This is a genomic window from Streptomyces cinnabarinus, assembly GCF_027270315.1.
GTDB classification, from domain to species: Bacteria; Actinomycetota; Actinomycetes; order Streptomycetales; family Streptomycetaceae; genus Streptomyces; species Streptomyces cinnabarinus.
Map to the genome: position 1 here is coordinate 6,669,664 of NZ_CP114413.1, position 26,198 is coordinate 6,695,861.

At 72.0% G+C, this 26,198-nt stretch carries 27 protein-coding genes and 1 pseudogene; 14 read left to right on the forward strand and 14 right to left on the reverse strand.

Annotated elements, in window-relative coordinates:
* Positions 1-5: 5 nt before the first annotated feature.
* A pseudogene (locus tag STRCI_RS30285) lies at positions 6-411 on the reverse strand (DUF4188 domain-containing protein).
* On the opposite strand from STRCI_RS30285, the gene STRCI_RS30290 reads away from it, so the two are divergent.
* Entirely contained in the window at positions 296-877 is a 582-nt protein-coding gene (locus STRCI_RS30290; protein WP_269664807.1) for a hypothetical protein, read from the forward strand. The pseudogene STRCI_RS30285 and the gene STRCI_RS30290 sit on opposite strands and share 116 nt — an antisense overlap.
* A 962-nt stretch (positions 878-1,839) precedes the next feature.
* A complete protein-coding gene (locus STRCI_RS30295) occupies positions 1,840-2,580 on the forward strand; it encodes a DUF1775 domain-containing protein (protein ID WP_269662116.1) in 741 nt (246 codons plus the stop codon).
* 26 nt (positions 2,581-2,606) lie between these two features.
* Here the strand turns inward: STRCI_RS30295 and STRCI_RS30300 are convergent, their stop codons facing one another.
* Positions 2,607-3,194, reverse strand: coding sequence for a histidine phosphatase family protein (locus STRCI_RS30300; RefSeq protein ID WP_269662117.1), 588 nt, complete (start codon positions 3,192-3,194; stop codon positions 2,607-2,609).
* A 250-nt stretch (positions 3,195-3,444) separates the two neighbouring features.
* Between STRCI_RS30300 and STRCI_RS30305 the strand changes: the two genes are divergently transcribed.
* Together STRCI_RS30305 and STRCI_RS30310 are read left to right on the forward strand one after the other, a co-directional pair.
* The gene (locus STRCI_RS30305; protein WP_269662118.1) at positions 3,445-3,669 is read left to right on the forward strand and encodes a CbtB domain-containing protein; all 225 of its coding nucleotides are present in this window, start codon (positions 3,445-3,447) and stop codon (positions 3,667-3,669) included.
* A gap of 16 nt (positions 3,670-3,685) precedes the next feature.
* On the forward strand, positions 3,686-4,435 hold the full coding sequence (locus tag STRCI_RS30310) for a CbtA family protein (protein ID WP_269662119.1): 750 nt from the start codon (positions 3,686-3,688) through the stop codon (positions 4,433-4,435).
* 70 nt (positions 4,436-4,505) lie between these two features.
* Here the strand turns inward: STRCI_RS30310 and STRCI_RS30315 are convergent, their stop codons facing one another.
* A complete protein-coding gene (locus STRCI_RS30315; protein WP_269662120.1) occupies positions 4,506-5,177 on the reverse strand; it encodes an ArsR/SmtB family transcription factor in 672 nt (223 codons plus the stop codon).
* Between the two features lie 88 nt (positions 5,178-5,265).
* Between STRCI_RS30315 and STRCI_RS30320 the strand changes: the two genes are divergently transcribed.
* From STRCI_RS30320 to STRCI_RS30330, 3 genes are read left to right on the forward strand one after another with little or no spacing between them, the layout of a single operon-like run.
* A complete protein-coding gene (locus tag STRCI_RS30320) occupies positions 5,266-6,645 on the forward strand; it encodes an MBL fold metallo-hydrolase (protein WP_269662121.1) in 1,380 nt (459 codons plus the stop codon).
* Positions 6,642-7,934 (forward strand): MFS transporter, encoded by a 1,293-nt coding sequence (locus STRCI_RS30325; protein WP_269662122.1) that lies wholly within the window; start codon positions 6,642-6,644, stop codon positions 7,932-7,934. The genes STRCI_RS30320 and STRCI_RS30325 overlap by 4 nt, the downstream gene beginning before the upstream one ends.
* A 59-nt stretch (positions 7,935-7,993) precedes the next feature.
* Entirely contained in the window at positions 7,994-9,460 is a 1,467-nt protein-coding gene (locus tag STRCI_RS30330; protein ID WP_269662123.1) for a WGR domain-containing protein, read from the forward strand.
* 4 nt (positions 9,461-9,464) lie between these two features.
* Here STRCI_RS30330 and STRCI_RS30335 read toward each other — a convergent pair whose 3' ends face one another.
* The 5 genes from STRCI_RS30335 to STRCI_RS30355 are packed head-to-tail and all read right to left on the reverse strand — an operon-like array spanning position 9,465 to position 14,224.
* A complete protein-coding gene (locus STRCI_RS30335; RefSeq protein ID WP_269662124.1) occupies positions 9,465-10,109 on the reverse strand; it encodes a flagellar basal body-associated FliL family protein in 645 nt (214 codons plus the stop codon).
* 54 nt (positions 10,110-10,163) lie between these two features.
* Positions 10,164-11,126, reverse strand: coding sequence for a Gfo/Idh/MocA family protein (locus tag STRCI_RS30340; RefSeq protein WP_269662125.1), 963 nt, complete (start codon positions 11,124-11,126; stop codon positions 10,164-10,166).
* Positions 11,127-11,137: 11 nt separating this feature from the next.
* Complete coding sequence (locus STRCI_RS30345) at positions 11,138-12,451, reverse strand: NDP-hexose 2,3-dehydratase family protein (RefSeq protein ID WP_269662126.1); 1,314 nt, start codon at positions 12,449-12,451, stop codon at positions 11,138-11,140.
* Entirely contained in the window at positions 12,448-13,392 is a 945-nt protein-coding gene (locus STRCI_RS30350) for an aromatase/cyclase (protein ID WP_269662127.1), read from the reverse strand. Before STRCI_RS30350 ends, STRCI_RS30345 begins: the two co-directional genes overlap by 4 nt.
* A gap of 46 nt (positions 13,393-13,438) precedes the next feature.
* Complete coding sequence (locus tag STRCI_RS30355) at positions 13,439-14,224, reverse strand: SDR family NAD(P)-dependent oxidoreductase (RefSeq protein ID WP_269662128.1); 786 nt, start codon at positions 14,222-14,224, stop codon at positions 13,439-13,441.
* 282 nt (positions 14,225-14,506) lie between these two features.
* Here STRCI_RS30355 and STRCI_RS30360 point away from each other — a divergent pair, with 282 nt between their 5' ends.
* Genes STRCI_RS30360 through STRCI_RS30375 form a run of 4 tightly spaced genes read left to right on the forward strand, consistent with a single transcriptional unit; the run spans position 14,507 to position 18,110 of the window.
* Entirely contained in the window at positions 14,507-15,280 is a 774-nt protein-coding gene (locus STRCI_RS30360) for a thioesterase II family protein (protein WP_269662129.1), read from the forward strand.
* The gene (locus STRCI_RS30365) at positions 15,277-16,545 is read left to right on the forward strand and encodes a beta-ketoacyl-[acyl-carrier-protein] synthase family protein (RefSeq protein ID WP_269662130.1); all 1,269 of its coding nucleotides are present in this window, start codon (positions 15,277-15,279) and stop codon (positions 16,543-16,545) included. The genes STRCI_RS30360 and STRCI_RS30365 overlap by 4 nt, the downstream gene beginning before the upstream one ends.
* Positions 16,542-17,777, forward strand: a complete 1,236-nt coding sequence (locus STRCI_RS30370; RefSeq protein ID WP_269662131.1) for a ketosynthase chain-length factor — start codon at positions 16,542-16,544, stop codon at positions 17,775-17,777. Before STRCI_RS30365 ends, STRCI_RS30370 begins: the two co-directional genes overlap by 4 nt.
* Positions 17,778-17,837: 60 nt before the next feature.
* Entirely contained in the window at positions 17,838-18,110 is a 273-nt protein-coding gene (locus STRCI_RS30375; protein WP_269662132.1) for an acyl carrier protein, read from the forward strand.
* 57 nt (positions 18,111-18,167) lie between these two features.
* Here the strand turns inward: STRCI_RS30375 and STRCI_RS30380 are convergent, their stop codons facing one another.
* Positions 18,168-18,905: an SDR family NAD(P)-dependent oxidoreductase gene (locus STRCI_RS30380; RefSeq protein ID WP_269662133.1), complete on the reverse strand. Its 738-nt coding sequence runs from the start codon at positions 18,903-18,905 to the stop codon at positions 18,168-18,170.
* Between the two features lie 176 nt (positions 18,906-19,081).
* Here STRCI_RS30380 and STRCI_RS30385 point away from each other — a divergent pair, with 176 nt between their 5' ends.
* Together STRCI_RS30385 and STRCI_RS30390 are read left to right on the forward strand one after the other, a co-directional pair.
* Positions 19,082-19,495: a nuclear transport factor 2 family protein gene (locus STRCI_RS30385; protein ID WP_269662134.1), complete on the forward strand. Its 414-nt coding sequence runs from the start codon at positions 19,082-19,084 to the stop codon at positions 19,493-19,495.
* Between the two features lie 54 nt (positions 19,496-19,549).
* Positions 19,550-20,278, forward strand: a complete 729-nt coding sequence (locus tag STRCI_RS30390) for an SDR family NAD(P)-dependent oxidoreductase (protein WP_269662135.1) — start codon at positions 19,550-19,552, stop codon at positions 20,276-20,278.
* Between the two features lie 61 nt (positions 20,279-20,339).
* On the opposite strand, the gene STRCI_RS30395 is transcribed toward STRCI_RS30390, so the two are convergent.
* Genes STRCI_RS30395 through STRCI_RS30405 form a run of 3 tightly spaced genes read right to left on the reverse strand, consistent with a single transcriptional unit; the run spans position 20,340 to position 23,537 of the window.
* Positions 20,340-21,491: a nucleotide disphospho-sugar-binding domain-containing protein gene (locus STRCI_RS30395; protein ID WP_269662136.1), complete on the reverse strand. Its 1,152-nt coding sequence runs from the start codon at positions 21,489-21,491 to the stop codon at positions 20,340-20,342.
* A gap of 35 nt (positions 21,492-21,526) precedes the next feature.
* Entirely contained in the window at positions 21,527-21,985 is a 459-nt protein-coding gene (locus STRCI_RS30400) for a hypothetical protein (RefSeq protein WP_269662137.1), read from the reverse strand.
* Between the two features lie 49 nt (positions 21,986-22,034).
* Positions 22,035-23,537, reverse strand: coding sequence for an MDR family MFS transporter (locus tag STRCI_RS30405; RefSeq protein WP_269662138.1), 1,503 nt, complete (start codon positions 23,535-23,537; stop codon positions 22,035-22,037).
* A 138-nt stretch (positions 23,538-23,675) separates the two neighbouring features.
* Here STRCI_RS30405 and STRCI_RS30410 point away from each other — a divergent pair, with 138 nt between their 5' ends.
* Positions 23,676-24,590 (forward strand): NADP-dependent oxidoreductase, encoded by a 915-nt coding sequence (locus STRCI_RS30410; RefSeq protein WP_269662139.1) that lies wholly within the window; start codon positions 23,676-23,678, stop codon positions 24,588-24,590.
* Positions 24,591-24,607: 17 nt separating this feature from the next.
* Here the strand turns inward: STRCI_RS30410 and STRCI_RS30415 are convergent, their stop codons facing one another.
* Both STRCI_RS30415 and rfbC read right to left on the reverse strand, forming a co-directional pair.
* The gene (locus tag STRCI_RS30415) at positions 24,608-25,573 is read right to left on the reverse strand and encodes an aromatase/cyclase (RefSeq protein ID WP_269662140.1); all 966 of its coding nucleotides are present in this window, start codon (positions 25,571-25,573) and stop codon (positions 24,608-24,610) included.
* Positions 25,570-26,190 (reverse strand): dTDP-4-dehydrorhamnose 3,5-epimerase, encoded by a 621-nt coding sequence (gene rfbC / locus STRCI_RS30420; RefSeq protein ID WP_269664685.1) that lies wholly within the window; start codon positions 26,188-26,190, stop codon positions 25,570-25,572. Before rfbC ends, STRCI_RS30415 begins: the two co-directional genes overlap by 4 nt.
* Positions 26,191-26,198 lie beyond the last annotated feature (8 nt).

The following is a 26,198-nucleotide window of genomic DNA, read 5'->3' on the forward strand; positions in this document are numbered from 1 at the left end:
GGCGGCTACTTCTCGGCCGCCCGGAGGCGCTCGGCCGCCGAGTCGCCGCGCCGGCCGACCGGTACGACGCCCGTCGCGGCGGCGAGGCCGTAGGCGGGCATGTCGACGTACACCGATTCGTAGGAGCCCGCCGGGACGAGGAACGTCTCGTGCCAGATGCCCACCTGGCCCTCCCCCCCCGAGGAGCCGTTCCTTGTCGGACCAGTACTGGACGACGTAGAAGTCTCGGAGGCCGCCGTAGAGGACCTTGTAGCCGAGAAGTCCACTGCTCTTTTCCTGTGACAGCTCGCGCAGCATGCGCGGCATCGACATGAAGGCCGGCAGCCAACTGGAGAACGCTCGCAGCCGGTTGATCCGCAGCCCGATGTGGAAGATGACGACGTCGGGGGTGAGAATTCCCCACAGCACCACCTGGGCCACATTGGCTATGACGTACCAGAAGGCGTGGATCCGCAGGCCCTACTTCATGAGCACGGCCGTCTCGATGAGAGCCACCGTCGCGCCCGGCCGGGAGACGAACACCATGTGCGAAGCGCCCTCGACCACCTGGGTCTTCGCGCAGGAGCGCTGGGCCATGAACTCCTGCGCCGCTGGCGGGCTCGCCCAGGGCGGCGCCGGTGGCCGGGCGTTGTGTGATCGAGTAGAGGGCGGCTTCCTCCGCCGACACGTCGGCCGCGAAATGGGAGTGGAAGACCTGCGGGTCGATGTAGAGGTCGACCTGTCCGTCGGGCAGCGGCACCGGTTTCAGGGACTCGCCCACGGTGCTGCCCGGGAACTTCCCGACCAGCGACTGCGCGCCTCCCCCCGTCCGGTACGAACGCCGCCGGGTAGACCAGTGCTTTCACGTTCGGATTTCCCACGGCGGCAGTGGAGATGACCGCACTGCCGTACGAGTGCCCCACCAGCACGATCGGTCCCTCGATGCTGTCCAGCAGTGCCTTGTGGCGTGTGGGCGGGCTTCGCCCTCACCACCGGGGGCCTGCTCCTGTACGTCCTGACCGTCGCCCGGGTGAAGCAGGCGCCCGTTCCGGTGCGCGCCTGAACAGCCCGACCCTCGCGGTGAACACCGCCTCACCTTCTGCCGTAGGGGAAGGCGATGGGCGACCGTGGCAGGTGATCACGTGAGGGCGTACGACGGTTCGGGCGACCGCCCGCGGCCGGATCGCGCCGTGGCGTGCGCGCGGGCCGGGCTGTTCGCGCTCGTCGGCAGTGTGCTCGCCGCGCTCGGTCACCACGCGGTCGCCGAGGGCGCGGTGCCCTGGCGGCTCGTGGCGGCCTTCGCCGCGGCCCAGTTCGTCCTGGTGCGGCCCGTGGCGGGCCGCCGCTTGTCCTTGCCCGTGGTCATCGGCTGCACGCTCGCGGCGCAGGGCGGGCTGCATCTGGCCCTGAGCCGGGCCGGTGGCGGGCATGGGGACGGGTCGTACGGTCATGAAGGGCACGTCGGTCATCCCGGGACGGCGACGGGGGACGGGCAGGTCTGGCACGACGCCGGGTCGGCCATGACCGCCGCCCATCTGCTGGCCGCCCTTGTCGCGGCCTGGTTGCTGCACCGTGCCGACACGGCCGTCACCGTGGCGTCGGCGGCCGCCCGGACCGTGCGCGCGGTCGCGGGCGCCGCGCTGGCCCGGGTGCTGCCACGCCTGCCCTCCGGGGATGTCGGCAGGCCGTCGGGCGCACGGCTGCCCGGCCGCTTCGCCGACCCGGCCACCCCACGGACGCACACGCTGCAACACGCGCTGGTGCGCAGGGGACCACCGGGACACGAGCACGTCCCGGTCCTTCCCCCACCCGGGCCTGGCTTCGGCCTGCCCGGCTCTCGGCATCAGCAAGGAGTTCCCCATGTCCCTCCCCATGCCCACGTTCACGCACGCCCTCGGACGGACCGCGCGACGGTCGGGTGTCGTCGGCGCCCTCGCCCTGATGGCCACCGTCGCCCTGGCCGGCCCGGCCGCCGCCCACGCGGAGGTCGAGTCCGACACCGCGCAGGCCCTGGCCGAGAACGTCACCCTCGGCTTCGTCTCGGAGGCCGAGTCCGGCAGCGCGGGCTTCACCGAGATGCGGGTCGTCCTGCCCGCGGGTATCGCACCGGGTGATGTCACGCTCGTGGCGGCGCCCAAGGGCTGGAAGTTCAAGGCCACGGACGACGGTTACACCGTGGGCGGCCCCAAGCTCGCCGTCGGCACGGACGCCGAGTACAAGGTGAAGGTCCGGCAGCTGCCGGACGCGAAGGAACTCGCGTTCAAGACCGTCGAGACCTACAGCGACGGCGAGATCTCCCGGTGGATCGAACTGCCCGGCGGTGGCGTGGAGTCCGAACAGCCCGCGCCGGTACTGAAGTTGAAGGCCGCGGCACCGGGTGCGGAACCCATCGGCCCCAGCCCGACGCCGTCGGCCGCCGCGTCATCCGCCCCCGCCGAGACGTCCGCCGAGACTCCCGACGCCGCCGCCGATACTGCCGCCGACGAGGACGAAGGCAGCTCGCGAGGGACGGTCATCGGGGTGGCGGCCGTGGCGCTGCTCGCCCTGGGTGGCGGCGCGTGGTGGCTGGTGAGGCGTCGCGCCGCCGGGGCCGACAGCTGATCCCTCGCGGGCGGTTCGCTCGTCGGTCACCGGGGGCCGTCGTCCGGCGCCGTGGCGGGTGCCGCCCCCGTCCGCAGGTTCCACCGCCCGGCCCGTCCGGTGAGCTGGACGGTGGTGAGCGGGGGCACGTCCACGCGCCAGAAGGAGTGCAGGGGAGCGGAGAGCGCGTGGAGGATCGCCGCGCGGGCCGCCGCCTGCTCGACCACGGCCACCATCCGCCCCGTGTCCGGCGGCAGCGCGTCGGCCCAGGCGGCGACCCGTGCGCACAACCCGGCGACGGACTCGCCGCCGTGCGGAGACGCGTGCGGGTCGGTCAGCCAGGCGGCGAATCCGTCCGGCTCGTCGGCCGCGACCCGGTCCAGGGTGCGGTCCCGCCAGCGGCCCATGTCCAGGTCGCGCAGTTCGGGTTCGACGGCCACGGCTTCCCACCCCAGCGCCGTGGCCGTGCGGCGGCACCGCAGCGACGGCGCCGTGTACCGGTCGCCGGCCGAGGGCAGCGTCCCGGCCATCCGGCGCGCCCGCTCCAGCGCCCTGTCGTCGGGCACGGCATCGGCGAAACGCACCGTGTCCGTCGCGGGCGCGGCGGCGCACACCAGCGTCAATCGGACGGTCATGGCATCCCCTTCGCGGCAGGTCCCGGCGTCGGCCGCCCATCGTAGGGTGGCGTACGCCATGTTGGCCGGAACCCGTATTGCCCCTACCATCTGGGCGACAGGACGACGGCGCCACGGAAGTCCGGTGCAAGTCCGGCACGGTCGCGCCACTGTGTGCCGCCCCTCCCCGTGAGGTGGTGGTGAGTCAGACCCAAGCCGTCGTCGAGTGCTCCACACGATGCGGGACGCGTGTTCCCGAGGAGGTCTCGCCATGGCGCAGTCCACCGCTGCCCCCACCCCCACTTCCACCACCCAGACCCTCACGCCACTGCCGCTGCGGGCCATCGCCCCGTGGGCGGTGTTCTTCGGCGTCCTGATGCTCGTCCTGCTCTACTTCGTCGGCGCCGAGCAGGGCGCCACCGCCGTCGTGTCCGGTGAGGGCGTTCATGAGTGGGTGCACGACGCCCGCCATCTGCTCGGCTTCCCCTGCCACTGAGACGGGGCGAGCACCGATGAACTCCACTGTCGTGCGCGCCCTGTTGGTGCGCGGCATGCTCGCGGGGCTGGGCGCCGGGACACTGGCGCTGATCTTCGCGTACCTCGTGGGCGAGGGTCCGGTCGACGCGGCCATCGCCTTCGAGTCCGGCAACGCCCATCACGAGGCCGGCGGGGAGGAACTCGTCAGCCGGAGCGTGCAGTCCACGGCCGGTCTGGCCACGGGTGTCCTCGTCTTCGGGATCGCGGTCGGCGGTATCGCCGCCCTGGCGTTCTGCTTCGCGCTGGGCCGCATCGGCCGGTTCGGGGCGCGCGCCACCGCCGCGCTGACCGCGCTCGGCGCGTTCGGGGCCGGGTACCTGGTGCCGATGCTGAAGTACCCGGCCAGCCCGCCCGCCGTGGGCAACCCCGACACCATCGACAAACGGACCGCGCTGTTCTTCCTGATGATCGCGCTCAGCGTGCTGCTGACGATCGCGGCGGTGCTGCTCGGCCGCCGGATCGCACCGCAACTGGGCAACTGGAACGCCTCCGTCGTCGCGGGCGGAGCCTTCCTGGCGGTGATGACCGTCGCGATGGTCTTCCTCCCCTCCGGCGAGAACGTGCCCGAGGGTTTCCCGGCGACGGACCTGTGGGAGTTCCGCCTCGCCTCCATCGGCATCCAGGCGGTGCTGTGGACGGCGTTCGGCGTGCTCTTCGGACATCTGGCGGAACGCGTCCTCGAACCCGAGCCCGCCGCCCGGAAGGTTTCCGTGGCAGCCGTCTGAGCCCGCAGGAACAGCACATGACCCGCCGGGGGCGCGACCGGCGGGTCATGCCGTTTGCGCACGAGCCCGGTCAGCGCCCGACCTGCACCGGCAGGTCCGCGAGGCGCCATTCGAGCATGCCGTCGTTGAGCCGGACCGCCCGCCGTCCGTGCTCGGCGAGGAGGCGTACGGCGTCGTAGGCGAGGGCGCAGTACTCGCCGCGGCAGTAGACGACGACCTCCGTGTCCTCGGCCAGTTCGCCGATCCGGTCGGCCAGTTCCGCGACGGGGAGGGAGACCGCGCCGGGGATGTGGCCGGCGAGGTACTCCTCCAGCGGCCGCACATCGAGCACCACCACGTCGCCGGCCCCGACCCGGGCCAGGAGCTCCTCGTGGGTGACCTCGGTGGCGCCGTCCTCGCCGAGGTAGGCGTCGCGGGCGGCGGGGACGGCGGCCTGGTGGTGCTCGGCGACCTTGCGCAGCAGCGCGAAGAGCCGGGCGACGTCGTCACCGGCGAGCCGGTAGTGGATCCGGACGCCCTCGCGGCGGGTGGCGACGAGACCGGCCTGCTTGAGCGTCTGCAAGTGGGCCGAGGCGGTGGTCAGGTTCAGCCCGGCGGCCTTCGAGAGGGCGTCGACGGTGCGCTCGCCCTGAGCGAGCAGATCGAGCAGTTCCAGGCGCTTTCCACTGGCCAGGGCCTTGCCGCTGGCCGCGAACGCGTCGTAGAGGGCGGCCTTGCCGCCGCTCGTGGTGGCGTCCCGCATTGCTTCCTCCAAATATCTATGGATTACTGTAACTGAAGCGCGGCGGTGACGCTCCCCGCCCGGCGCATCCTCCGGGAAGGACAGCACGATGGGATTCGCCGACGATCATCTGATTCCGCTGGTCGACCACGGGCTGGGCAACAGCGCCTACCTCGTGGACCTGGGCGACGGCCGCGCGCTCGCCGTGGACGCCGGCCGTGACCTGCGAGCCCTGCACACGGCGGCCGGGCGGCGTGGTCTGACCGTGGCGTACGCGGCCGACACGCACCTGCACGCCGACTTCCTCTCCGGCGCCGTCCAGCTCGGCCACGACCACGGCGCCGCGATCCTCGCCTCCGCCGCCGGGCACCGTTCCTTCGATCACCGGGGCCTGACCGACGGCGAGGAGGCCGACCTCGGCGGACTGACGCTGCGCGCGCTGGCCACGCCGGGGCACACCGACGAGCACCTCGCCTTCCTGCTCCTCGACGACGGCCGCGCACTCGGCGTGTTCACCGGCGGCTCGCTGATCGTGAACTCCGCCGCCCGCACCGACCTGCTCGGCGCCGACCGCACCGAGGAACTCGCCCGCGCCCAGTTCCACTCGCTCCGGCGCCTGACCGCGCTGCCGGACGACACTGCGGTGTGGCCCACCCACGGCGCCGGCTCGTTCTGCTCCGCCCCGCCCGGGACCGAGCGCACCTCCACGATCGGCGCCCAGAAGCGGGACAACCCCCTGCTCGCGGCAGCCGACGAGGACACGTTCGTACGGCGGCTCGTCACCGGCCCCGGCACCTACCCCGCCTACTTCGACCGCCTCGCCGAGGCCAACCGGCGCGGACCCGGCCTCCTGTCCGGCACGCCACGGCTGCCGGACCTCACCGCCGAACAGGTCCGCGCCCTCATGGCCGACGGCGGCCATGTCGTCGACGCACGCCCCGCCGCGGACTACGCCGCCGGACACATCCCCGGCTCCGTGGCGATTCCGCTGCGCGGCCAGTTCGGTACCTGGCTGGGCTGGCTGCTGCCCGACACCGCCCCGCTCGCCTTCGTCACCGCCGACGCACAGGATCCGGACGACATCGTCTGGCAGGCGTACAAGATCGGATACGAACGCCTCGCCGGCCGTCTCGCGGGCGGCATGCCCGCCTGGACGGCCGCCGGGCACCGGCAGGCGACCACCGCGTTCCTCCCCGCCGACCGCACGCACGGCCGTTCCTACGTCGATGTGCGCCAGGAGTCCGAGTTCGCCGCCGGGCATGTCCCCGGCTCGATCCACATCGAACTCGGCACCCTCGCCGAGGCGTCCGCGGCCGCTCCCGTCGGCGCGGTCGTGGCCTGCGGACACGGCGAGCGCGCCATGACCGCCGCCAGCCTGCTGGAACGCGCCGGTCACACCGACGTCGCGGTGCTCGACGGCGGACCCGCCGACTACGCCGCCGCGCACGGACAGGAACTCGTCCAGGGCCCGGAGGGCACCCACCCGTGAAGGCCGTCCCCGCGCCCAGCGCCCCGGCCGGCACCCCGGGCCGCCCCGTACGCCTCGGTCTGCGCGAGAACTGGCCCCAGTTCACGCTGCTGGTGATCGTGAATGTCGCCGTGGGCGGTCTGGTGGGCCTGGAGCGCACCACCGTTCCACTGATCGGCTCCGAGACCTTCGGCCTCACCAGCGACCTCGCCGTGTTCTCCTTCATCATCGCCTTCGGACTGACCAAGGCCCTGACCAACCTCGCGGCGGGCGCGCTGACCGCCCGCTTCTGCCGTAAGCAACTGCTGGTGGCGGGCTGGCTGATCGGCGTTCCGGTGCCGTTCGTCCTCGCCTGGGCGCCGTCGTGGGGCTGGATCGTCGCCGCCAATGTCCTCCTCGGCCTGAACCAGGGCCTGACGTGGTCGATGACGGTCAACATGAAGATCGACCTCGTCGGCCCCGCCCGCCGGGGACTGGCCACCGGCCTCAACGAGGCCGCCGGGTACACGGCCGTCGGCGTCACCGCTCTGCTCACCGGCTACCTCGCCACGAGCCACGGTCTGCGGCCCGTACCGGAGCTCATCGGCGTCGTCTTCGTCGTCGCGGGCCTCGGCCTGTCCCTCGTCGTCCGGGACACGGCCGACCATGTCGCCCTCGAACTCGCCCACCACGCGGGGCCCTTGCCCACCGACGAGGACACCGGCCTGAAGGCCACCTTCGCACGCACCTCCTGGCGCGACCGCTCCCTGCGCGGCGCCAGTCAGGCCGGTCTCGTCAACAACCTCAACGACGGCCTCACCTGGGGTGTCTTCCCGCTCCTGTTCACCGACCACGGCCTCGGCATCGCAGCCGTCGGCCTGATCAAGGGCCTCTATCCCATCCTGTGGGGCATCGGCCAGATCCCCAGCGGCCACCTCGCCGACCGCATCGGCCGCAAACCCCTCATCGTCACCGGCATGCTCGTCCAGGCCGCGGGGTTCGTCCTCGCACTCGTCCTGCTCGACCGGCCGCTCCTCGCGGGGATCCTCTCCGCGGTCGCCCTCGGCCTGGGCACCGCCCTGGTCTACCCGGCCCTCATCGCCTCGGTCTCCGACCACGCCCACCCCGCCTGGCGCGCCAACGCTCTTGGCACGTACCGCTTCTGGCGCGACATCGGCTATGCCGCCGGCGCCCTCGTCGCCGGTGTCCTCGCCGACACCCTCGGCCTCGATGCCACGGTCGTCGCCGCCGCCGTCCTCACCGCGGGCTCCGGACTGCTCGCCGCCCGCTGGATCACCGAGCAGCGGCCGGCTGTCAGTGGTGGCCACTAGTTTGGAGTCACTGGAGATCGGCCGTATCGGCTCGGCCAGACCTTGGGGAGGGGTGTGCTGTGTCCGCTGCGCAGGCACGACAGTCGGGGAACACGACGTATCTGGAGCTGTCCCAGGAGAGCGGAAGCGCTCACAAGTTCTACGAGGTGACCGTCGAGGGGACGACCGTCTCCGTGCGGTACGGACGGATCGGCGTGGACGGGCAGCGTCAGACCTCCACCTTTCCGACCGTCGAGAAGGCGCGGGCAGCGGCGGCGAAGAAGATCGCCGAGAAGGTGCGCAAGGGGTATGCGCCCGCCGTTCAGGGGCAGCGCGCGGCCCGGCCCGTGACGCGCCGTCAGGTGACGTCCGCCCCGTCCACGGCGCGGGCCACCGCTCCGGTGCTGTGGCGGTTCCGTACCGGCGCCTCCGCGTTCGGCATCCATGTCGACGAGGACCGCTGCTGGATCGGCAACCAGGACGGCGACGTGTACAACCTGGGCCACGACGGCGAGGTGCTGGCGCACTACTCCCTGCCCGACGGGGTGAAGTGCCTGGTGGCGGACGACTTCTGGATCTACGCGGGCTGTGACGACGGGCGGGTGTACGACCTCTCGGCGAAGGTGCCGTTCGCCGCCTACGACATCGCGGCCGACGTGGACATCTTCTGGCTGGACATCCACGCGGGCGTGCTGAACGTCTCGGACCGCGACGGCGGTCTGACGGTCATCGACCACGAGGACGAGCTCCAGTGGTCGCGCAACTCGTCCGGGGAGCACGGCTGGATGGTGCGGGCCGACGACCGCGCCGTGTACCACGGGCACAGCAGCGGTGTGACGGCCTACGCGGCGGACGGCACCCGCCAGCTCTGGCACACCGCGACCGGCGGCAATGTGCTCTTCGGCTGGCAGGAGCAGGACGCGGTCTACGCCGGGACGGGGCGGCGGGTCGTCCAGCGGCTCGCCAAGTCCACCGGTCTCGTCGAGGCCTCCTACCCGTGCGACGCCGCGGTGTACTCGTGCGCCACGTCCCCCGGCGGGCGGTACGTCTTCGCGGGCGACTCCGCCTCCTCCGTCTACTGCTTCACCGCCGACGGCACACGGTTGTGGAAGCTCGGCACGGGCGGCGGCTCGGCGCTCTCCATGCAGTACCACGACGGACGGCTCTACACCGTCTCCACCGACGGCTCGCTCGCCTGCATCGACGCGAGCGAGGCCGCGATCACCGCCGCGCAGTCGGGCACCGTCCCGGTCGCCGCCGACATCAAGCTGGCGGCCGCCCTGCCGACGTACGCGCCCCTGACCACGGCCGCCTCCGTCGCCACGGTCAGCGTCGTCCCGGCGGCGGGGAGCGGAGTCGTCGTGGAGTGCTTCGAGCAGGGCGGCCGCGTGCGCGTGCGTGTCGTCTCCGAAGGCTATGAGCCGGGCTGGAACGTCCAGTTCCCCCGCGCGATCCGCCAGCCCGGCGCCCGCTATGTGGTGGATGCCCTGCACTCCGCCCCGGGTGGCTTCTACCGGGTGCGCGGAGAGATCAGGCGGCTGGTGTGACGGGTCAGTTGGCCAGGGCCATGCGGTCGACGTAGGCGACCTTCACGGACTTGATGTCGGACAGCTCGTGGCCCTTCTCCAGGGTCACGTACTCGTCGAACTCGCCCTTGTCGGAGTCGGACTTGCCGGCGGCCAGGTGCGTCGTACCGATGTAGGTCTGGCCGACGAAGTCGCCGTCCTCGTCGAAGCCGTTGACGATGACGGAGTAGTTGGCGTGCTCGTCACCCTTGTTGGTGATCTTGTAGGTGAACTCGTAGGTCGGGGCGTCCGAACCGCTGTACGAGTCGCAGTCGTTGTACGCGTACTCGTCGGTGTCGCTGCAGTCCTCGTACGAGTCGCCGCTGTCGCTGATGAGTTTCCCGCCCGAGACCTCGACGTGGTCCAGCGGGTCGCTGTCCCCGGCCAGCGCCCACCAGCCGATGCCGCCGCCCGCGAGGAGCACGGCGACGGCGGCGCCGACTATCAAGCCACGCTTGCTCCGACGGCCCGGCGGGGCGGCGCCCCAGGGCTGGGGTGCCGTGGGCGGCACCGGGGGCATCGGAGGGAGCGAGGACCCCACGAGTTCGGGCTCGGAGATGGCGGGTCGGGGGTCCGGCTGCTGTGGCGCCTTGTCGTTCAACTGGTTCTGCCTGTCATGAGGAGTGGACACAGGGGCAGTGGAGGTCGGTTCCGCCCGCCTCGATGATCTCACCGAGTGGACCGACTACGACCCCGCTGTGTCCCTGATCGCCTCGACGATCCCGCTCTGCGCCACGCTCGTCGCGATGTCCGTGGGGGTGCCGGTGCGGACGGCGCTCGCGAAGTGGGCGAGTGTGTTCGCGCACTGGTTGTCCGGCGGCAGGGTGCGCCGCTCCTGGTGGTCGTGGTGGTCGACGCGGATCAGGGGGCGGTGGTCCGCCGGGGTGGTGAAGGCGTGGTCCACCGTGATCTGGCCCGTGGTGCCCAGGAGTTGGTAGCGGGAGACGTAGAAGTGCTCCATGCCGAAGGTGAGGTGGGCGGTGACTCCGGTGGGGGTGCGGAGCAGCGCGGCGCCCGCTGTGTCCACCGCTTGGGGCGCGCCCCGGTGAAGGCTCGCCCCCAGCACCGTCAGGTCGTCACCGAGGAAGTACTGCGCCGCCCGTATCGGGTAACCCGCGCCGTCCAGCAGGGCTCCGCCGCCCAGGGCGGCGTCCAGCCGGTGGTCGCCGGCGGGGCGGGGCGGGATGGTGAACGCCGCCTGGAACGTGCGGAGTTCGCCGATCGCGCCGTCGGACAGCAGGGTGCGTACGTAGGCGTGCTGGGCGTGGTGGACGAACATGTAGTTCTCCATCAGCGCCAGGCCGGAGGAGGCCGCCCGTGCCGCGAGGGCGGCCGTCTCCCTCGCGTTCGTGGTCAGGGGCTTCTCAGCGAAGACGTGCTTGCCCGCGTCCAGGGCTGCCCGCACCCACCGCCCGCGCAGCGCCGGGGGCAGCGGGATGTACACCGCATCCACCTCGGGGTCGGTCAGGAGTTCCGCGTAGCCGGTCACCGCTCGGGTGCCGAAGCGGACGGCCACCTCCTTGGCCTTCTCGGGGGCGCGGCTGGCGACGGCCACCAACCGCAGCCCGCTGTCCGGGGTCAGGGCGGGCAGTACCTTGCGGATCGCTATGTCGGCGCAGCCGAGTAGGCCCAGGCCCACGGAAGGCATCCGGGATCCCCCTAGTCCATGAGGCAGGCGAGCAGTGAGCGGGCGACCACGTTGACGTGGTTGCCGTAGCGGACGAAGCCGGTGAGCTGGCGGCGGGTCATCCAGATGTAGTCGTCGGGCAGTCCGGCGGCCGGGAAGTCGTCCCCCACCTCGACCAGGAGGTAGCGGTTCTCCGCGTGGTGGAAGCGGCCGCCCTCCTCGGAGAGCACGGTGTCGAAGTGGATGCGGGAGGCGGGCGCGGAGAGCACCTGGTCGAGGAAGGGCGGGCGCTGCTGGGCGGGCAGGTGGGTGTAGTTGGCGGGGACGCAGTTCACCGTGGGGGACATCTCGACCACGTCCGAGGTGCCCGCCTCGCTCTGGGCGTGCACCAGCACCTGCCAGTCCGCGTCCGAGGCCGGGCGGCGGGCCAGGAAGGCGACCACTCCCCGGTCCACCGGGGCCAGCAGCGGCTGCGACCAGCGGGCCACCTCACGGCTGCTGGCCTCCACCTCGACTCCGAGCACGGTGAAGAAGGCTCCGCGCTCGTGCTCGATGCGCTCCGGTCCCCGGCTCCAGCCCTTCACCTGGTTCAGCGGGATGCGGCGGCGTTCCAGCACGTGGTTGCTGCGCGCCTCGGTGAACCAGCTGAGGATCTCGGCCTTCGTGTGCGGCTCGTCGCCGGTGCCGGACTGCTCGCCGTGCAGGAACGGCAGGCCCGACAGGACCGTCCTGGAGTCCATGTTGACGACGTTGTCGATCCGCAGCAGGTCCTTCAGCAGCTCCTGGCTCACCCAGCGGAAGCTGTCGTGTGCGGGGACCTCGGCGTCCTCGGGGATCTCGACGATCATGTTCCGGTTGCGTTTGGCGAGGAACCACGAACCCTGCTCGGACTGGAGGGAGTCGAAGACCCGCCGGCCCTGCCGGGGGTCCACGAAGTACTCCAGATAGGGCACCGCGCTCCCGCGGTGCACGCGCGTGTAGTTGCTGCGCGTCGCCTGGACCGTCGGGGACAGCTGGAGCGTGTTCACATTGCCCGGCTCCATCTTCGCCTGCATCAGGAAGTACGGCGTGCCGCCGAACCGCTTGACCAGGATCCCCAGGATGCCGATCTCGTCCTGGATGATGATCGGCTGCGTCCAGCTGCCGACGTCCTCGCCGAGGGACGCCTCGATCCCCTCCACGGTGAAGAAGCCGCCGCTGCGGTGCCCGAGGTTCCCGGTGCCGGGGTCGAAGTGCCAGCCGTCGAGCGCGTCGAGCGGCACCGGCGTCACCCGGTAGGTGTTCGCCGCCCGCCGCTCGTCGAACCACTCCAGGAACGCGGCCCGGTCCTCCAACGCCGCACTCACTGTCGCGCCTTGGCTTCCGCGTAGGTCTTCGCGTGGCCCAGCGTGGCGCGGCTGTTGGTGCCGAGCGCGTTGCGCAGGAAGGTGCGGGCCTCGGGGACGCCCGCGCTCTCGCCCAGGATCGCGTGGATGTTCCCGGTGTTGACGATCACCGTGTGCTGGGAGGTGGCGGTGGTGACGCCCCGGTCGTCCTCGACCAGGGTCCAGCGCCCGGTGTGCAGGGCCATCAGGGCGGGCAGCGTGGTCTGCTTGTAGACGATGCGGTCGTGCGGGAAGCACACCCGGACCGACTCGGTGGTGTGCGACGAGCCGTCCTTGGTCAGGGTGTCCATCCGCAGCACCTGCAGACCGGGCGTCTCCTCGGTCAGGTCCACCTCGGCGACGTGCGGCAGCCGGTCCTTCCAGCGGTCGGCCTCGTTGATGAAGTCGTACACGTCCTTGGCCGAGCCGTTGATCTCGACGCTGTCCTCGAAGGAGAGCATCAGGTCAGGGGCGCCGGTGGCCAGTTCGACGTTGGTCTTCAGCGCGGCGAGTTCCGCGCGGCTGTTGCGGTCCACGGCCTGGTCGATCCACTCCAGTCCGGCCGGGTCGTCGTCGACGGCCCGGTAGTCGTGCAGCAGCCGCAGGCGGGTGCGGCCCGGCTCCACGGCCTCGGCGATCCAGGTGCCGCCCATCGCGGCCACCGGGGGCGCCGACACCTCCTGGCGGAAGGTGATCCGCAGCGCCTCGGGGTCCAGGACACGGCGGGAGGTCCAGTTCTTCGCGGTGCCGTTGGCGGTGGCCCAGATCCGGATCCGCTCCTCGTTCCCGGTGTGCTCCACCCGCTCGACGAGCACGGAGGGCGGGAAGATCAGCGGCCAGTTCTCCACGTCGGCGATGAGCCGGTACACCTCGGCTGCCGGAGCCTCGATGGTGATCTCGTGCTCAACCTCGCGTACGGTCATGATCGTTGTCACCTCTCCGAAGTCGGCGGTACCTGTCGGGAGTTGCTCAGAAGTTGCCGAGACCGCCGCAGACGTTCAGGGCCTGCGCGGTGATGGAGGAGGCGGCGTCGGTGACCAGGTAGCCGACCAGACCGGCGACCTCCTCGGGGGTGGAGTACCGGCCGAGCGGGATCTTGGCCTGGAACTTCTCCAGGATCTTCTCCTCGCTGGTGTCGTACGCGGCCGCGTATCCCGAGCGCACCCGCTGCGCCATGGGCGTCTCCACATAGCCGGGGCAGACCGCGTTGACGGTGATCCCGGTGGGGGCCAGCTCATTGCCGAGCGCCTTGGTGAAGCCGACCACGCCGTGCTTGGAGGCCGAGTAAGGGGCGCCGAGCACGACTCCCTGCTTCCCCGCCGTCGAGGCGATGTTCACGATGCGGCCCCAGTCCTTGTGCCGCATGCCGCCCGTGTTCAGGACCTCACGGGTCATCAGGAACACGCTGTTGAGATTGGTGGCGATGACGTCCAGCCACAGCTCGTCCGCGATGTCGGCGGTGACCCCGCCACCGCTGCGGCCCGCGTTGTTGACCAGCACGTCGACCGTGCCGTACCGCTCGGCGGCGGCGCCCACGAAGCGCTGGACGTCCTCGGTGGAACGGACGTCGCACGGGCGGCCGTCGACGTCCAGGCCCTCGTCGCGCAGTTCCTTCACCGTGCGCAGCACGCTGTCCTCGGTACGGGCGCAGAGGAAGACCCGGTAACCCCGCTCTGCCAGCAGCCGGGTGGTGGCGAGGCCGATCCCGCTGGTCGCGCCGGTCACCACGGCCGTCCGTGACTCCTGCTCCGACATACATCCTCCTGACGGTGCTCCGGAAGGTCCGATCCACAAGGTCCGGACGACAGGGTCCGGACGACGCGGGGATGCTCACAGCAGCACCTGGAAGGGCGCTTGAAGGGACCTCAGGGACCGGACGACGTTCGGCACACCGTGCGCGGCTGTGGCGCCGCACCACTGCCGCTCCATCTGTGGTCGAGGACGTCTTCTCAGACTGACCCGGCTCGCGACACCCCGAGAGGCACCCGAGAGACGACCCGAGAGACATCCCAAGAGGTGACGACCCAAGAGGTGGCGATGACCCGGAGTTCCCGATTACCGAAACTCTTCTGTTTCCCGCACGCGGGCGCCGGCACCTCCGCCTTCGGCGGTTGGCCCGCGCGGCTCGGCGACGCGGCGCTGCCGGTACCCGTCCTGCTCCCCGGCCGCGACGGCAGACGCCGTGAACCCCGCGTCACCACGGTCCGCGGACTCTTCGCCGACCTGCTGCGCCACCACGGACCGCCGCCCGAGGAGCCGTACGTGCTGTACGGGCACAGCCTGGGCGGCCTGATCGCGTACTCCGTGGCCCGGGCCCTGGAGCGGACGGGCCGCCGCGGGCCGGAGCTCGTGGTGGTGGGCGCCTGTCCGCCGCCCGACTCCCGCACCCCCCTCGTGGACGCCTGCGACCTGCCCGACGACCGGCTGCTCGATGTGCTGGAGACGTTCGGCGCGGTGGAACCGGGCACCCCGCGCGGCGGCGTCTGGCAGCGCACGGCTCTCGGCGTCATCCGCGACGACCTGCGGCTCGCCCGCGAGCTGCGCCGGGCCGCCGACGCACCCCTCACCACCCCGCTGCTCACCGTCGCCGGCACCGACGACCCGCTGGCCGGTCCCCGGGTGATGGACGGCTGGCGGGCGTGGGCCGACGGCGTCCACGGGCAGCGGACCGTCGCCGGTGACCACCACTTCGTACGCGGCCGGGCCCTGCCCGAGCTGCTGGCCCGGCTGTGCCGCGACGTACGACGCCCCTCGCCCGCGGACGCAGCCCCTTACGAAAGGCAGCCGCTACTCATGAAAGGCAGCCGATGAACCGTCGTGTCGCCATCACCGGGATCGGTGTGGTCGCTCCAGGAGGGGTGGGAACGAAGGAGTTCTGGTCCCTGATCACCTCCGGCCGGACCGCCACCCGGTCCATCTCCACCTTCGACGCCGCCCAGTTCAGGTCGAGGATCGCCGCCGAGGCCGACTTCGACCCGCTGGAGCACGGCTTCAGCCCCGCCGAAGCCGAACGCCTCGACCGCGCCGCCCAGTTCGCCGTCGTCAGCGCCCGCGAGGCACTGCGCGACAGCGGCCTGGAGCAGGGCCTCGACCCGCTGCGCACGGGTGTCACCCTCGGCAGCGCGGTCGGCTGCACCATGGGCCTGGACGCCGAGTACAACGTCGTCAGCCAGGGCGGCAGCAGGTGGGAGGTGGACCACACCCTCGCCGTACCGCATCTCTTCGACTACTTCGTGCCGAGCTCCATGGCCGCCGAGGTCGCCTGGCGCTCCGGCGCCCAGGGGCCGGTGGCCACGGTGTCCACGGGCTGCACCTCCGGCCTCGACTCCCTCGGGCACGCGGTCGAACTGATCCGGGAGGGCAGCGCGGACGTGATGATCGCGGGCGCCACCGAGGCGCCCATCTCCCCGATCACCATCGCGTGCTTCGACGCCATCAAGGCCACCTCGCCGCGCAACGACGAACCCGAGACCGCCTCCAGGCCCTTCGACGCCTCCCGCAACGGCTTCGTGCTCGGCGAGGGATCCGCCGTACTCGTGCTGGAGGAGCTGGAAGCGGCCCGTCGGCGCGGTGCGCACATCTACGCCGAGATCGCGGGCTTCGCCACCCGCTGCAACGCGTACCACATGACTGGTCTCACCAATGACGGCCGGGAGATGGCCGAGGCGATCCGGGTCGCCCTGGACGAGGCGCGGCTCGACCGCACCGAGATCGGCTATGTCAACGCCCATGGCTCGGGCACCAAGCAGAACGACCGGCACGAGACGGCCGCCTTCAAGCGCAGCCTGGGCAGCCACGCCTACGACATCCCGGTCAGCTCCATCAAGTCGATGATCGGTCACTCGCTCGGCGCGATCGGCTCCCTGGAGGTCGCGGCCAGCGCCCTCGTCATCGAGCACGGAGTCATCCCGCCCACCGCGAACCTGCACACCGCCGACCCGGCCTGTGACCTGGACTACACCCCGCTCACCGCCCGGGAACAGCGCACCGACGCCGTCCTCAGCGTCGGCAGCGGCTTCGGCGGCTTCCAGAGTGCGATGGTCCTGATCCGCCCCGAGAAGGGAGACGCACGATGACAGCGCCCACGGCCACCGCGCCCCCCGTCGTCACGGGTATGGGCGTGGCCGCGCCCAACGGCTTCGGGCGGGAGAAGTGGTGGCAGGCGACCCTGGCCGGGGCGAGCGGCATCCGGGAGATCAGCCGGTTCGACGCCGACCGGTATCCGGCCCGACTCGCCGGGGAGGTCCGGGACTTCGACCCGGCCGAGCACACCCCGGGGCGGCTGCTGCCGCAGACCGACCACGTCACCCGGCTGGCGCTCGCCGTCGCGGACGAGGCCCTGGCCGACGCCGACGTCGACACCGCCGCACTGCCCGAGTACGCGGCGGGCGTGGTCACCGCCAGCTCCGCGGGCGGCTTCGAGTTCGGGCAGCGGGAGCTGGAGGCGCTGTGGAGCAAGGGCGGGCGCTACGTCAGCGCCTACCAGTCGTTCGCCTGGTTCTACGCCGTCAACACCGGCCAGATCTCCATCCGGCACGGGCTGCGCGGCCCCAGCGGGGTGCTCGTCACCGAGCAGGCGGGCGGGCTCGACGCGGTCGCCCAGGCCCGTCGGCAGGTGGTGCGCAAGGGCATCCGCCTCGTGGTCACCGGCGGCGTCGAGTCCGCGCTGTGCCCCTGGGGCTGGGCCGCCCAGCTCGCCGACGGCCGCCTCAGCACGGTCACCGATCCGGCCGGTGCCTATCTCCCGTTCTCCGCCGACGCCTCCGGGCATGTCGCCGGTGAGGGGGGAGCACTGCTGGTCGTGGAGGACGCGGCGGCCGCCCGGGAACGGGGCGCCGAGACCTACGGGACCATCGCCGGGTACGCGGCCACCTTCGACCCGGCCGCGCAGTCCGGCGAGGGTTCACGCCTCAAGGACGCCGCCGAACTGGCGCTCAGGGACGCGGGGTTGACCGCGGCCGACGTGGATGTCGTGTTCGCGGACGCGGCGGGCGTCCTGGCCGCCGACCGTACCGAGGCCCTGGCCCTTGCCGCGCTCTTCGGTCCGAACGGCGTTCCGGTCACCGCACCCAAGACGATGACCGGCCGGCTGTCCTCGGGCGGGGCCGCACTCGATCTGGCTGCGGCCCTGCTCTCCCTGCGCGACCAGGTGATCCCTCCGACCGTCAACGTCGACGGTCCCGCCCCGGGTCTGCCCATCGACCTGGTGACGGGCGAGCCCCGCCCGGCGGCGCTGCGCACCGCACTGGTGCTGGCCCGCGGCCGGGGCGGCTTCAACGCGGCGATGGTGGTGCGCGTCCCGGGCTGAGCCCGTGCCACCCGACCGCGGGACCCCACATGAGAACCCCACGTAGGAGACGGAGAGACCATGCCGACTGAAATCACCCTCGACGATCTGACCACGCTGCTCCGGGACTGCGCAGGAGCGGACGACACGGTCGACCTGGACGGCGACATCCTCGACAAGACGTTCACCGAGCTGAACTACGACTCCCTGGCCGTGCTCCAGACCACCGGCAAGATCGAGCGGGAGTACGGCATCGAGGTCGACGAGGACGCCGTCGCGGTCGCGGAGACCCCCCGCCAGTACCTCGCCGCGGTCAACGCGGCGTTCGCCACCGACGGGGCGGCGACTGCCTGATCCGCACGACGGCCGGCGCGGTCCGCGCCGGCCGTCGTGCGCACCCGGGCCGTTCGACTACCAGTTGAGGCCCCCGTTCACCTCCAGCACATGCCCGTTCACGTACGAGCTCTCCGCCCCCGCGAGGAAGAGCGCGGCGGCGGTGACCTCGTCGGGGGAGCCGAGGCGCCCCATCGCGAGTTTCGGCGCGTACTGCGCCCACACCCGTTCGTTGTCCTTGATCGAGCGGGTCATGCCCTCGTCGATCAGGCCCGGGCACAGCGCGTTGACGGTGATGCCCTTCGGCGCCAGTTCCACCGCCGTCACCCTGGTGAACATCTCCACCGCCGCCTTGGTCGCCGCGTACGCGGACGCGCCCGGGGCGACGCGGGTGGCGAGCGCCGAGGACAGGTTGACGATCCGTCCGCCGTGCTCGCTGCGCTCCAGGTAGGGCACCGCGGAACGGGTGCAGTGGAAGACACCGCCGAGGTTCGTGGCCATGGTGTCGGCGAAGTCCGCGGGGGCGAGCAGGGCCGCCGGTCCCGGCCGGCTGACCCCCGCGTTGGCCACCACGATGTCCAGCCGGCCGAAGTACTCGGCGGCGGCGCGCATCAGCTCGTCCACCGACTCGGGGTCCCGTACGTCCGCCTCGTGCACGATCACGTCCCCGCCGCTCCCCACGAGGTCCGCGCCGACGCTCTTGTCCCGGCCCGCCGCGACGACCTTGCAGCCCTCGCCCGCGAACGCCTCGACGATCCGCCGGCCGAGCCCCTTGGTGCCGCCGGTGACGACCGCGACCCTTCCGTCGAGCCTCATGAACTGTCTCCCTCCCGAGGTGGGTTGTCGTGGGGAAGGGTCGGCCCAACCGCTGTGCGATGAATCGAGTTCACCTTGAGAGCCGGCTGTCAGTCTCGGCCCGGGCCGCGGAGGCTTCCACGCAGCCGAGATGACGCCGCCGAGAACACCCCGCCGAGAAAGAGGAGAAGGACTCCATGACGGGCAGTCTGTTCCAGCAGATCCAGCAGTTCTACGCCCGACAGATGCGGCTGCTCGACAACGGCGCCGTCGAGGAGTGGGCGGACACGTTCACCGAGGACGGCGTCTTCGACCAGAACGTCGCCGAACCGCTGACCGGCCGCGTGGACATCGCCGTGGCCTCCCAGAAGCGGGTGGACCAGATCGTCGCCGAGGGCATCACCCGGCGCCACTGGCTGGGCATGCTCGAAGTGGACCCCGAGGACGAGCAGGGCGTCGTGCACACGCGCTACTACGCCTTCTCCATGGCCACCGAGCGCGGCGGCCGGCCGCGGATCACCGCGAGCACCTACGCCGAGGACACCCTGGTCCGCCACGAGGACGGCTGGCTGATCCGGTACCGGCGGGTCACCCACGACGGCACGGACTGACACGTACGCCCCACTCCCGACGCCCCACCCCCGACTCCCGATGGAGGCGCACACATGTCCACGCAGCGGGTCGCCCTGGTGACCGGTTCGACGTCCGGGATAGGCGAGGCCACCGCGAAGGCCCTGGCCGCCGCCGGCTACCGGGTCGCGGTCAACTCCCGCAACTCGCCGAAGGAGGGCAAGGAACTCGCCGACTCCCTGCCCGGCGCCGTCTATGTGCAGGGCGACATCGCGGTGGAGGAGCAGGCGGTCCGGATCGTCGACACGGTGGTCGAGCGGCTCGGCCGACTCGATCTGCTGGTCAACAACGCGGGCGCCACCCGGCTGATCCCGCACGCCGACCTCGCCGCGGCCACCCCGGCGATCTGGCGCGAGATCCTGGACGTCAACGTGGTGGGCACCTGGCAGATGAGCGTCGCGGCCCTGCCCCACCTCAAGGCCGACGGCGGCGGAGCCATCGTCAACGTCTCCTCGATCGCGGGCGTCAAGCCGACCGGCAGCTCGATCCCGTACGCCGTCAGCAAGGCCGCGATCAACCATCTGACCCGGCTCCTGGCCAACGTCGCCGGGCCGGAGGTCCGGGTCAACGCAGTGGCCCCCGGGCTCATCGACACGCCCTGGACCGCCGACTTCACCGGCCCGCGCGAGGCCGTGAAGGCGGGTGCCCCGCTGCGCCGGATCGGCACGCCCGAGGACGTGGCGCAGTCCGTGCTGACGCTCGCCGAGGCCGCGTACTCCACGGGTGTGGTGCTGCTGGTGGACGGCGGGATCCACAACCTCTGAGCGGCACGGACACCGAAGAGGGGCCGACAGCGACGTCGGCCCCTCATTCCGTTGCGCCGGTTCAGGAGGCCGCGAACTTCGCCAGCTCGCCCACCAGCTGAGCCGGGGACGGCTGCTGCCTGACCTCCTCCGCCACCCGCTGGGCGGCTGCCCGCAGTGAGTCGTCCGTCAGCAGCCGTTCCAGCGTGCCGGTGGTGACCTCGTGCGGGTCCACGGACAGCCCCGGGCCGGCCCGGTCGATGACGTCCGCGTTGACGAAGTTGTCCGCACCGTGGGGCAGCAGCAGCTGGGGCAGACCGAAGGTGAGCGCGGTCAGGGTGGAGCCGGAACCGCCGTGGTGCACGGTGGCGTCGCACCGCTCCAGGAGCGCGTTCAGCGGCAGCCAGCGCACGACCCGTACGTTCTCCGGCACCTGAGGCAGGTCCTGCTCGCTCATCCCGGTGACGACGAAGTCGGCGTCGGTCTCGGCGGCGGCCCCCAGCAGCTTCTCCAGCCCGCCCGTGCCCAGCATCCTGGGCACGATGGTGCCGAGGGACACGGCGATCCGGGCGCGCGGGCGGGGGGCCGTGAGCCAGCCGGGCAGCTCGCCCCCGGCGTTGTAGGGGACGTACCGCATGTTCCAGCCCTCGCCCTCGCCCCTCATCAGGCTCGGCGGTGCCACGTGCAGGACCGCGTGGGCGGGCAGTTCCACGGGCACGCCGTGCCGTTCGAAGGACGGTGCCAGGTAGGGCAGGAAGCCCTGGGCGAAGCCGCCCTCGCGCAGCATCCCGAAGCCGTGCTCCACCGCCGGCACCCCGAGCCGCCGGGCGGCGAGCAGCCCCGCACCCTGGAGCCGGCCGTGGACGACCAGATCGGGCCGCCACTCCTCGGCGATCCCGAGGGTGCCGTCCGCCATGAGGTCGCTCACGGTCGCGAACCGCTCCAGCATCGCCGGGGTGGTGGCGCCGCCCGCCTTGACGATCGCCTGGCCGCGCACCTTCATCTGCGCCGCCAGCTCGGCCGGCGAGAGCTGGGGGCCGCCGCCGAAGACCCGGTCGAAGTCGGTGCCGGGGGACACGTCGACGACCGGCAGGCCCGCCTTCACGGCCGCGTCCACGGCCGTGTCGGACGAGGCGACGAGCACCTCGTGGCCCGCGGAGCGCAGCGCCCAGGCCAGTGGGATGACCGGGAAGAGATGGCCCAGGGCGGGTGGGGAGGTGAACAGCACGCGCATGGCCGGAACTCCGTTCGTCGATGTTCGCCGATGCGTTACGAGGTCCGGGTGGCGACGACGTCGACGGTGAAGCTGCTCACGACGTTGCCCTGGAGGTCGAGGACCTTGGACACGCCGTGCGAGGTCCAGTGGTCCTTGTCGCTGAAGACGGCGTCCTGGTGCCCCACGACCGAGCCGTCGACATTGCCGCTGGAGTCCTTGTGCGGGTGCTTGATGTCGTACGAGAACGTCGTCTTGCCGGTGCAGTACCAGGTGTCCGTGTCGTTGCCCATGGTTCCGTCGGAGAGGAACGTGAAGCTGGTCGTGCCGGAGCTCGGGATGGACGTCTGCACCTGGGCGCTCCAGGTGCCGACCGGCGAGTAGGACTTGGCGGCCGCCGCGGTGGTGTCCGCCTGCGCGGCGCCGGCGGCCATGAGCAGCGAGGGGACGGCCAGCGCGGTGACGGCCAGCGAGCGCAGGACGCGGCGACGGGTCTGGGGAGTTCGGGCGGACATGGCAGCTCCTCTTTCCGGCTGAGGCGAGTGGGCCTTGCGGGGCGCAGCCTTACGGCCGCCGCTCGAAATCCGCTGACGCGGGGCTTGAGCCGTCGTCCGACTCCGGTGGCTCGGCGTCCTCGGTCTCGCGCGGGCGGCCGGGCAGGAACAGCGCCGGGACGAGGGCCACGGCGCTGAGCCCGACGGTCCACCAGAAGGTGGTGTTGAACGCGTCGGCGAGGGCCGCTGCGGACGGCTCGCCCGCGCCGTGCGCCCCGCCGATCCGCCCCTGGAGGAGTACGGCGAGCGCGGCGGTGCCCAGGGAGCCGCCGATGCGCTGGACGATGACGAGCGCGGGGGCGGCCCGGGGCACCGCGTCCTTGCTGAGCGAGCGGTAGGCGCAGGCGGTCAGGGGAGTGGCGACGGCGCCGAGACCCAGACCGCGCAGCACCAGCGAGCCGGTCAGCAGGGCGTCGCCGGTGTCGGTACCGGCTCCGGTGAAGGCGAGGGTGCCGGCGACGGTCAGCGCGATGCCGGTCAGCACGATCCAGCGGGGGCCGAAGCGGTCCACCAGCGCCCCGGCGAGGGCGAGCGCGATCACCGTACCGGCGCCCTGCGGGGCCAGCATCAGACCGGCCCGCAACGCGTCGTGGCCCTGCACTTGTTGGTAGTAGAGGGGCAGCAGGAACATGGCGCCGAACAGCGTGGCGCCGAGCAGGAACAGGAGCCCGGAGGAGAGGGCGAACGACCGGTTGGCGAACAGCTTCAGATCGACGAGCGGAGCCAGGGCCCGCGGACGCAGCGCGCGCAGGACGAACACCGCCAGCAGCACGGCCCCGCCGCCGACGAAGCCGAGGACCCGCCCGGAGCCGAAGCCGTCCTCGGACTCCTCCAGCACGGACAGCCCGTACAGCAGCGCGGTCAGCCCGGGGGAGAGCAGCACCAGCCCGACGATGTCGAGGCGGCCCGACTCACCGGGGGCCGGGGTGTCCTTCTCCAGGGCGAGCCAGGCGAACAGGATGGCGATCGCGCCCAGGGGGAGGTTGACGTAGTAGATCCAGCGCCAGCCCAGGTCGTGGACGAGCAGGCCGCCCACGCTCGGACCGACGATCGGCGCGAGCTGGGTGGGCACGCTGACCAGCGTCATCACCCGGCCGATCCGCCGTGGCCCGGCGGCCCGCACCAGCAGGATCTGGGCGAGCGGCGGAATGAGCCCGCCGCCCAGGCCCTGTAACAGCCGGAAGGCGATCAGGCTCTCCACCGACCAGGCCGCGCCGCACAGGGCCGAGGCCGCGACGAACAGCGAGAGCGCGAACAGCCACATGCGCCGGGCGCCGAACCGTTCGGCGGCCCAGCCGGTCACCGGGACGACCATGGCGAGCGCGAGCAGATACCCGGCCGCGACCCACTGGAGGGAGGAGAGCGAGGCGGAGAACTCCCGGCCGACACTGTCCAGCGACACCGAGACGATGGTGGCGTCCATCGCCGAGAGAAAGGCGCCGCACACGATGATCGCGCCGAGTCTCACCAGCCGCGCATCAAGCCTGTCGCCGGTGCCGGCGGTGTCAGCCATGGGTTCTCCCCCGTTTCCGAGACACGTTCCGAGACACGTTCCGAGACACGTTCCGAGAGACGCTTGAGCGTCTCAACTGCCAAGCATCGTAGGGTGGTTGGGACGTGAGGACCGGATGTGGAACGGGAGGAAGACCGCATGGCTACGGCAATCGTGTTCTCCGCGTACGGAGGTCCGGAGGTTCTGGGCCCGCTGGAGATCGAGGAACCGGTCGCGGGACCCGGTGAGGTGCGGGTCCGGGTCCGCGCCGCCGGGGTCAATCCGGTCGATGTGAAGCTGCGGCGCGGGGACTTCGCCGGCCTGGTCCCGGTGACCTTCCCGCAGCGGCTCGGCAACGAGTTCGCCGGGGTGATCGACCAGGTCGGCGCGGACGTCACCGGCTTCGCCGCGGGCGACGAGGTGCTCGGCTTCACGGCCATGGCGGCCTACACCGAGGTCCTCACCGTCCCCGCGGACTCGGTCACCGGCAAACCGGACGCCCTGCCCTGGGAGCTGGCCGGAGTGCTCTCCGCCGTCGGCCAGACCGCCTGCAACGCGCTGCGCGAACTGAAGGTCGCATCCGGCGACACCCTGCTGGTGCACGCCGCGGCCGGGGGAGTGGGCACCGTCGCGATACAGCTCGCGCGGCGCCTGGGCGCGCGGGTCATCGGTACGGCGAGCGAGCGCAACCACGCATATCTGCGGGCCCTGGGCGCGGAGCCGGTCGTGTACGGCGACGGACTGGCCGAGCGGGTGCGGGCGCTGGCCCCCGAGGGCGTCGACGTCGTCCTCGACGCGGTCGGCGGCGCGTCCGTGGACGCCTCGCTGGAACTCGTCGCCGACCGCGCCCGGATCGGCACCACCGTGGACCAGAAGGCGGCCGACGAGCACGGCATCGTACGGCTGCGGGGCGCCCGTTCCGCCGGGATGCTCGCCGAACTGGCCGGCCTCGCGGCCCGGGGCGAGCTGGTGCTTCCCATCGCGGCCGCACACCCGCTGGCGGCGGCCGCCGAGGCCCATCGCGAGGTCGAGACCGGCCATGTGCGCGGCAAGGTGGTGCTCACCAGCGGCTGACCGGCACACGGGTGTCCTCACCCGCCCCCGTGCCGTCGGTGCTCGGCGAACTCCTTCGCCCGCGCCAGCACCTCCCGGCTGCTGGTGCTCAGCGCCTGCCGGGTGAAGGCGCGGGCCTGCTCCACGTCCGCCCCTTCGCCCAGCACGTTCGCGATGCCGGACGCCGACAGGACCACGGTGTGCCGGGAGGACACGACGGCCCCGTCCCCGTCCGCGGTCACGGTGTAGCCACCGGTGTGCACGGCGGCCAGCGGCGGCAGCAGCTGGTGCCGGTACACGATCCGGTCCGGCGGGAAGCACACCCGGACCACCTTGGAGGGGTGGTCCACACCGCGCTCGGTGTGCGTGACCCAGTCCAGCAGCTGCACGTCGTCGCCGCCCTCGCGGGCGTCCACCGACACGATGTGCGGGATGCGCTCGGGCCAGGCGGCCGCGTCGGCGAGGAACTCGTAGACGTCCGCGACCGATCCGTCGACCCTCGCGGTGTCCTCGATCTCGGTCACCAGGCGTTCGTCGGCGGCCTCCCGCTCGGCCGCCTCCTTGAACGCGGCGAGTTCGGCCGTGCTGTTGCGCTCCAGGGTCCCGGCGATGAACTCCAGGGTGGCGGGCTCGTCCGAGGCCGGCCGGCAGTCGTGCAGCAGCCGTACCCGACACGCCCGTTCCGAGAGCGGCTCCACGATCCAGGAGCCGCCCATGTCGGCGACCGGCGCCTGGGTCGTCTCCTGCCGGTAGTCGACCCGCAGCTCCCCGGGGCGCAGGACGCGCAGCGCCACCCAGGGGAAGACCCGGTCGCCGGAGGTCAGCCAGACGCCGACCCGCTCGTTCGTGCCGTCGCCCGAGAACCGTTCCATGTGGGCGATGTTCGGGAAGAGCCGCGGCCAGTGGGTGACGTCGGCGAGCAGCCGGTACACGAAGGCGGCCGGGGCCGCGATCTCGGCACGGTGCTCCACTTCGTACACCTCGGTCCTCGCCGGCGCGCTCATCCGGAGGCTCCCTTCGCGGCGGCCGCGGCGTCCAGGCCGGCGGTGAAGCGCCGACAGGCGTTGTAGTCCGGCAACTGCCCCTCCTCGCCGAGCTGTTTGAGGGTGGGCGCACCCGAGTCGCGCTCGGAAAGGAGCGGCTCGCCGAGCGCGGGCCAGTCGATGTTCAGATCGGGGTCCATCGGGTGGACGGCGCGTTCCCGCTCGGGGGCGTAGACCGCGGAGCAGAGATAGGCGACGGTCGCCTCGTCGGTCAGCGCGCAGTAGCCGTGGCCCAGACCCTCCGAGATGTACACCGCCTTGCGGGTGTCACCGTCGAGGCGTACCGCCTCCCACCGCCCGAAGGTCGGTGAGCCCTCCCGCATGTCGACGATCACATCGAGCACCGCACCGGCCGGACAGGTCACGAACTTGGCCTGGCCGGGCGGGACATCGGCGAAGTGGATGCCGCGCACCACACCGAGCGAGGAGACCGCGAGGTTCGCCTGCCGCAGGTCCAGCGGATGCCCCACCGCCTCGGCGAGGTGGTCGAAGCGGTACCACTCCATGAACCGGCCCCGGGCGTCCTGGTGCTGCTGGGGAGTCACCTCCCACAGACCCTCGATCGACAGCGCCTTGATCTGCACGG

Coding starts and splice junctions, on each gene's coding strand:
- STRCI_RS30290 (WP_269664807.1), top strand. CDS start 296: ATGCGCGGCATCGACATGAAGGCCGGCAGCCAACTGGAGAACGCTCGC.
- STRCI_RS30295 (WP_269662116.1), top strand. CDS start 1,840: ATGTCCCTCCCCATGCCCACGTTCACGCACGCCCTCGGACGGACCGCG.
- STRCI_RS30300 (WP_269662117.1), bottom strand. CDS start 3,194: ATGACCGTCCGATTGACGCTGGTGTGCGCCGCCGCGCCCGCGACGGAC.
- STRCI_RS30305 (WP_269662118.1), top strand. CDS start 3,445: ATGGCGCAGTCCACCGCTGCCCCCACCCCCACTTCCACCACCCAGACC.
- STRCI_RS30310 (WP_269662119.1), top strand. CDS start 3,686: ATGAACTCCACTGTCGTGCGCGCCCTGTTGGTGCGCGGCATGCTCGCG.
- STRCI_RS30315 (WP_269662120.1), bottom strand. CDS start 5,177: ATGCGGGACGCCACCACGAGCGGCGGCAAGGCCGCCCTCTACGACGCG.
- STRCI_RS30320 (WP_269662121.1), top strand. CDS start 5,266: ATGGGATTCGCCGACGATCATCTGATTCCGCTGGTCGACCACGGGCTG.
- STRCI_RS30340 (WP_269662125.1), bottom strand. CDS start 11,126: ATGCCTTCCGTGGGCCTGGGCCTACTCGGCTGCGCCGACATAGCGATC.
- STRCI_RS30350 (WP_269662127.1), bottom strand. CDS start 13,392: ATGACCGTACGCGAGGTTGAGCACGAGATCACCATCGAGGCTCCGGCA.
- STRCI_RS30355 (WP_269662128.1), bottom strand. CDS start 14,224: ATGTCGGAGCAGGAGTCACGGACGGCCGTGGTGACCGGCGCGACCAGC.
- STRCI_RS30360 (WP_269662129.1), top strand. CDS start 14,507: ATGACCCGGAGTTCCCGATTACCGAAACTCTTCTGTTTCCCGCACGCG.
- STRCI_RS30365 (WP_269662130.1), top strand. CDS start 15,277: ATGAACCGTCGTGTCGCCATCACCGGGATCGGTGTGGTCGCTCCAGGA.
- STRCI_RS30370 (WP_269662131.1), top strand. CDS start 16,542: ATGACAGCGCCCACGGCCACCGCGCCCCCCGTCGTCACGGGTATGGGC.
- STRCI_RS30375 (WP_269662132.1), top strand. CDS start 17,838: ATGCCGACTGAAATCACCCTCGACGATCTGACCACGCTGCTCCGGGAC.
- STRCI_RS30380 (WP_269662133.1), bottom strand. CDS start 18,905: ATGAGGCTCGACGGAAGGGTCGCGGTCGTCACCGGCGGCACCAAGGGG.
- STRCI_RS30385 (WP_269662134.1), top strand. CDS start 19,082: ATGACGGGCAGTCTGTTCCAGCAGATCCAGCAGTTCTACGCCCGACAG.
- STRCI_RS30390 (WP_269662135.1), top strand. CDS start 19,550: ATGTCCACGCAGCGGGTCGCCCTGGTGACCGGTTCGACGTCCGGGATA.
- STRCI_RS30395 (WP_269662136.1), bottom strand. CDS start 21,491: ATGCGCGTGCTGTTCACCTCCCCACCCGCCCTGGGCCATCTCTTCCCG.
- STRCI_RS30400 (WP_269662137.1), bottom strand. CDS start 21,985: ATGTCCGCCCGAACTCCCCAGACCCGTCGCCGCGTCCTGCGCTCGCTG.
- STRCI_RS30405 (WP_269662138.1), bottom strand. CDS start 23,537: ATGGCTGACACCGCCGGCACCGGCGACAGGCTTGATGCGCGGCTGGTG.
- STRCI_RS30410 (WP_269662139.1), top strand. CDS start 23,676: ATGGCTACGGCAATCGTGTTCTCCGCGTACGGAGGTCCGGAGGTTCTG.
- STRCI_RS30415 (WP_269662140.1), bottom strand. CDS start 25,573: ATGAGCGCGCCGGCGAGGACCGAGGTGTACGAAGTGGAGCACCGTGCC.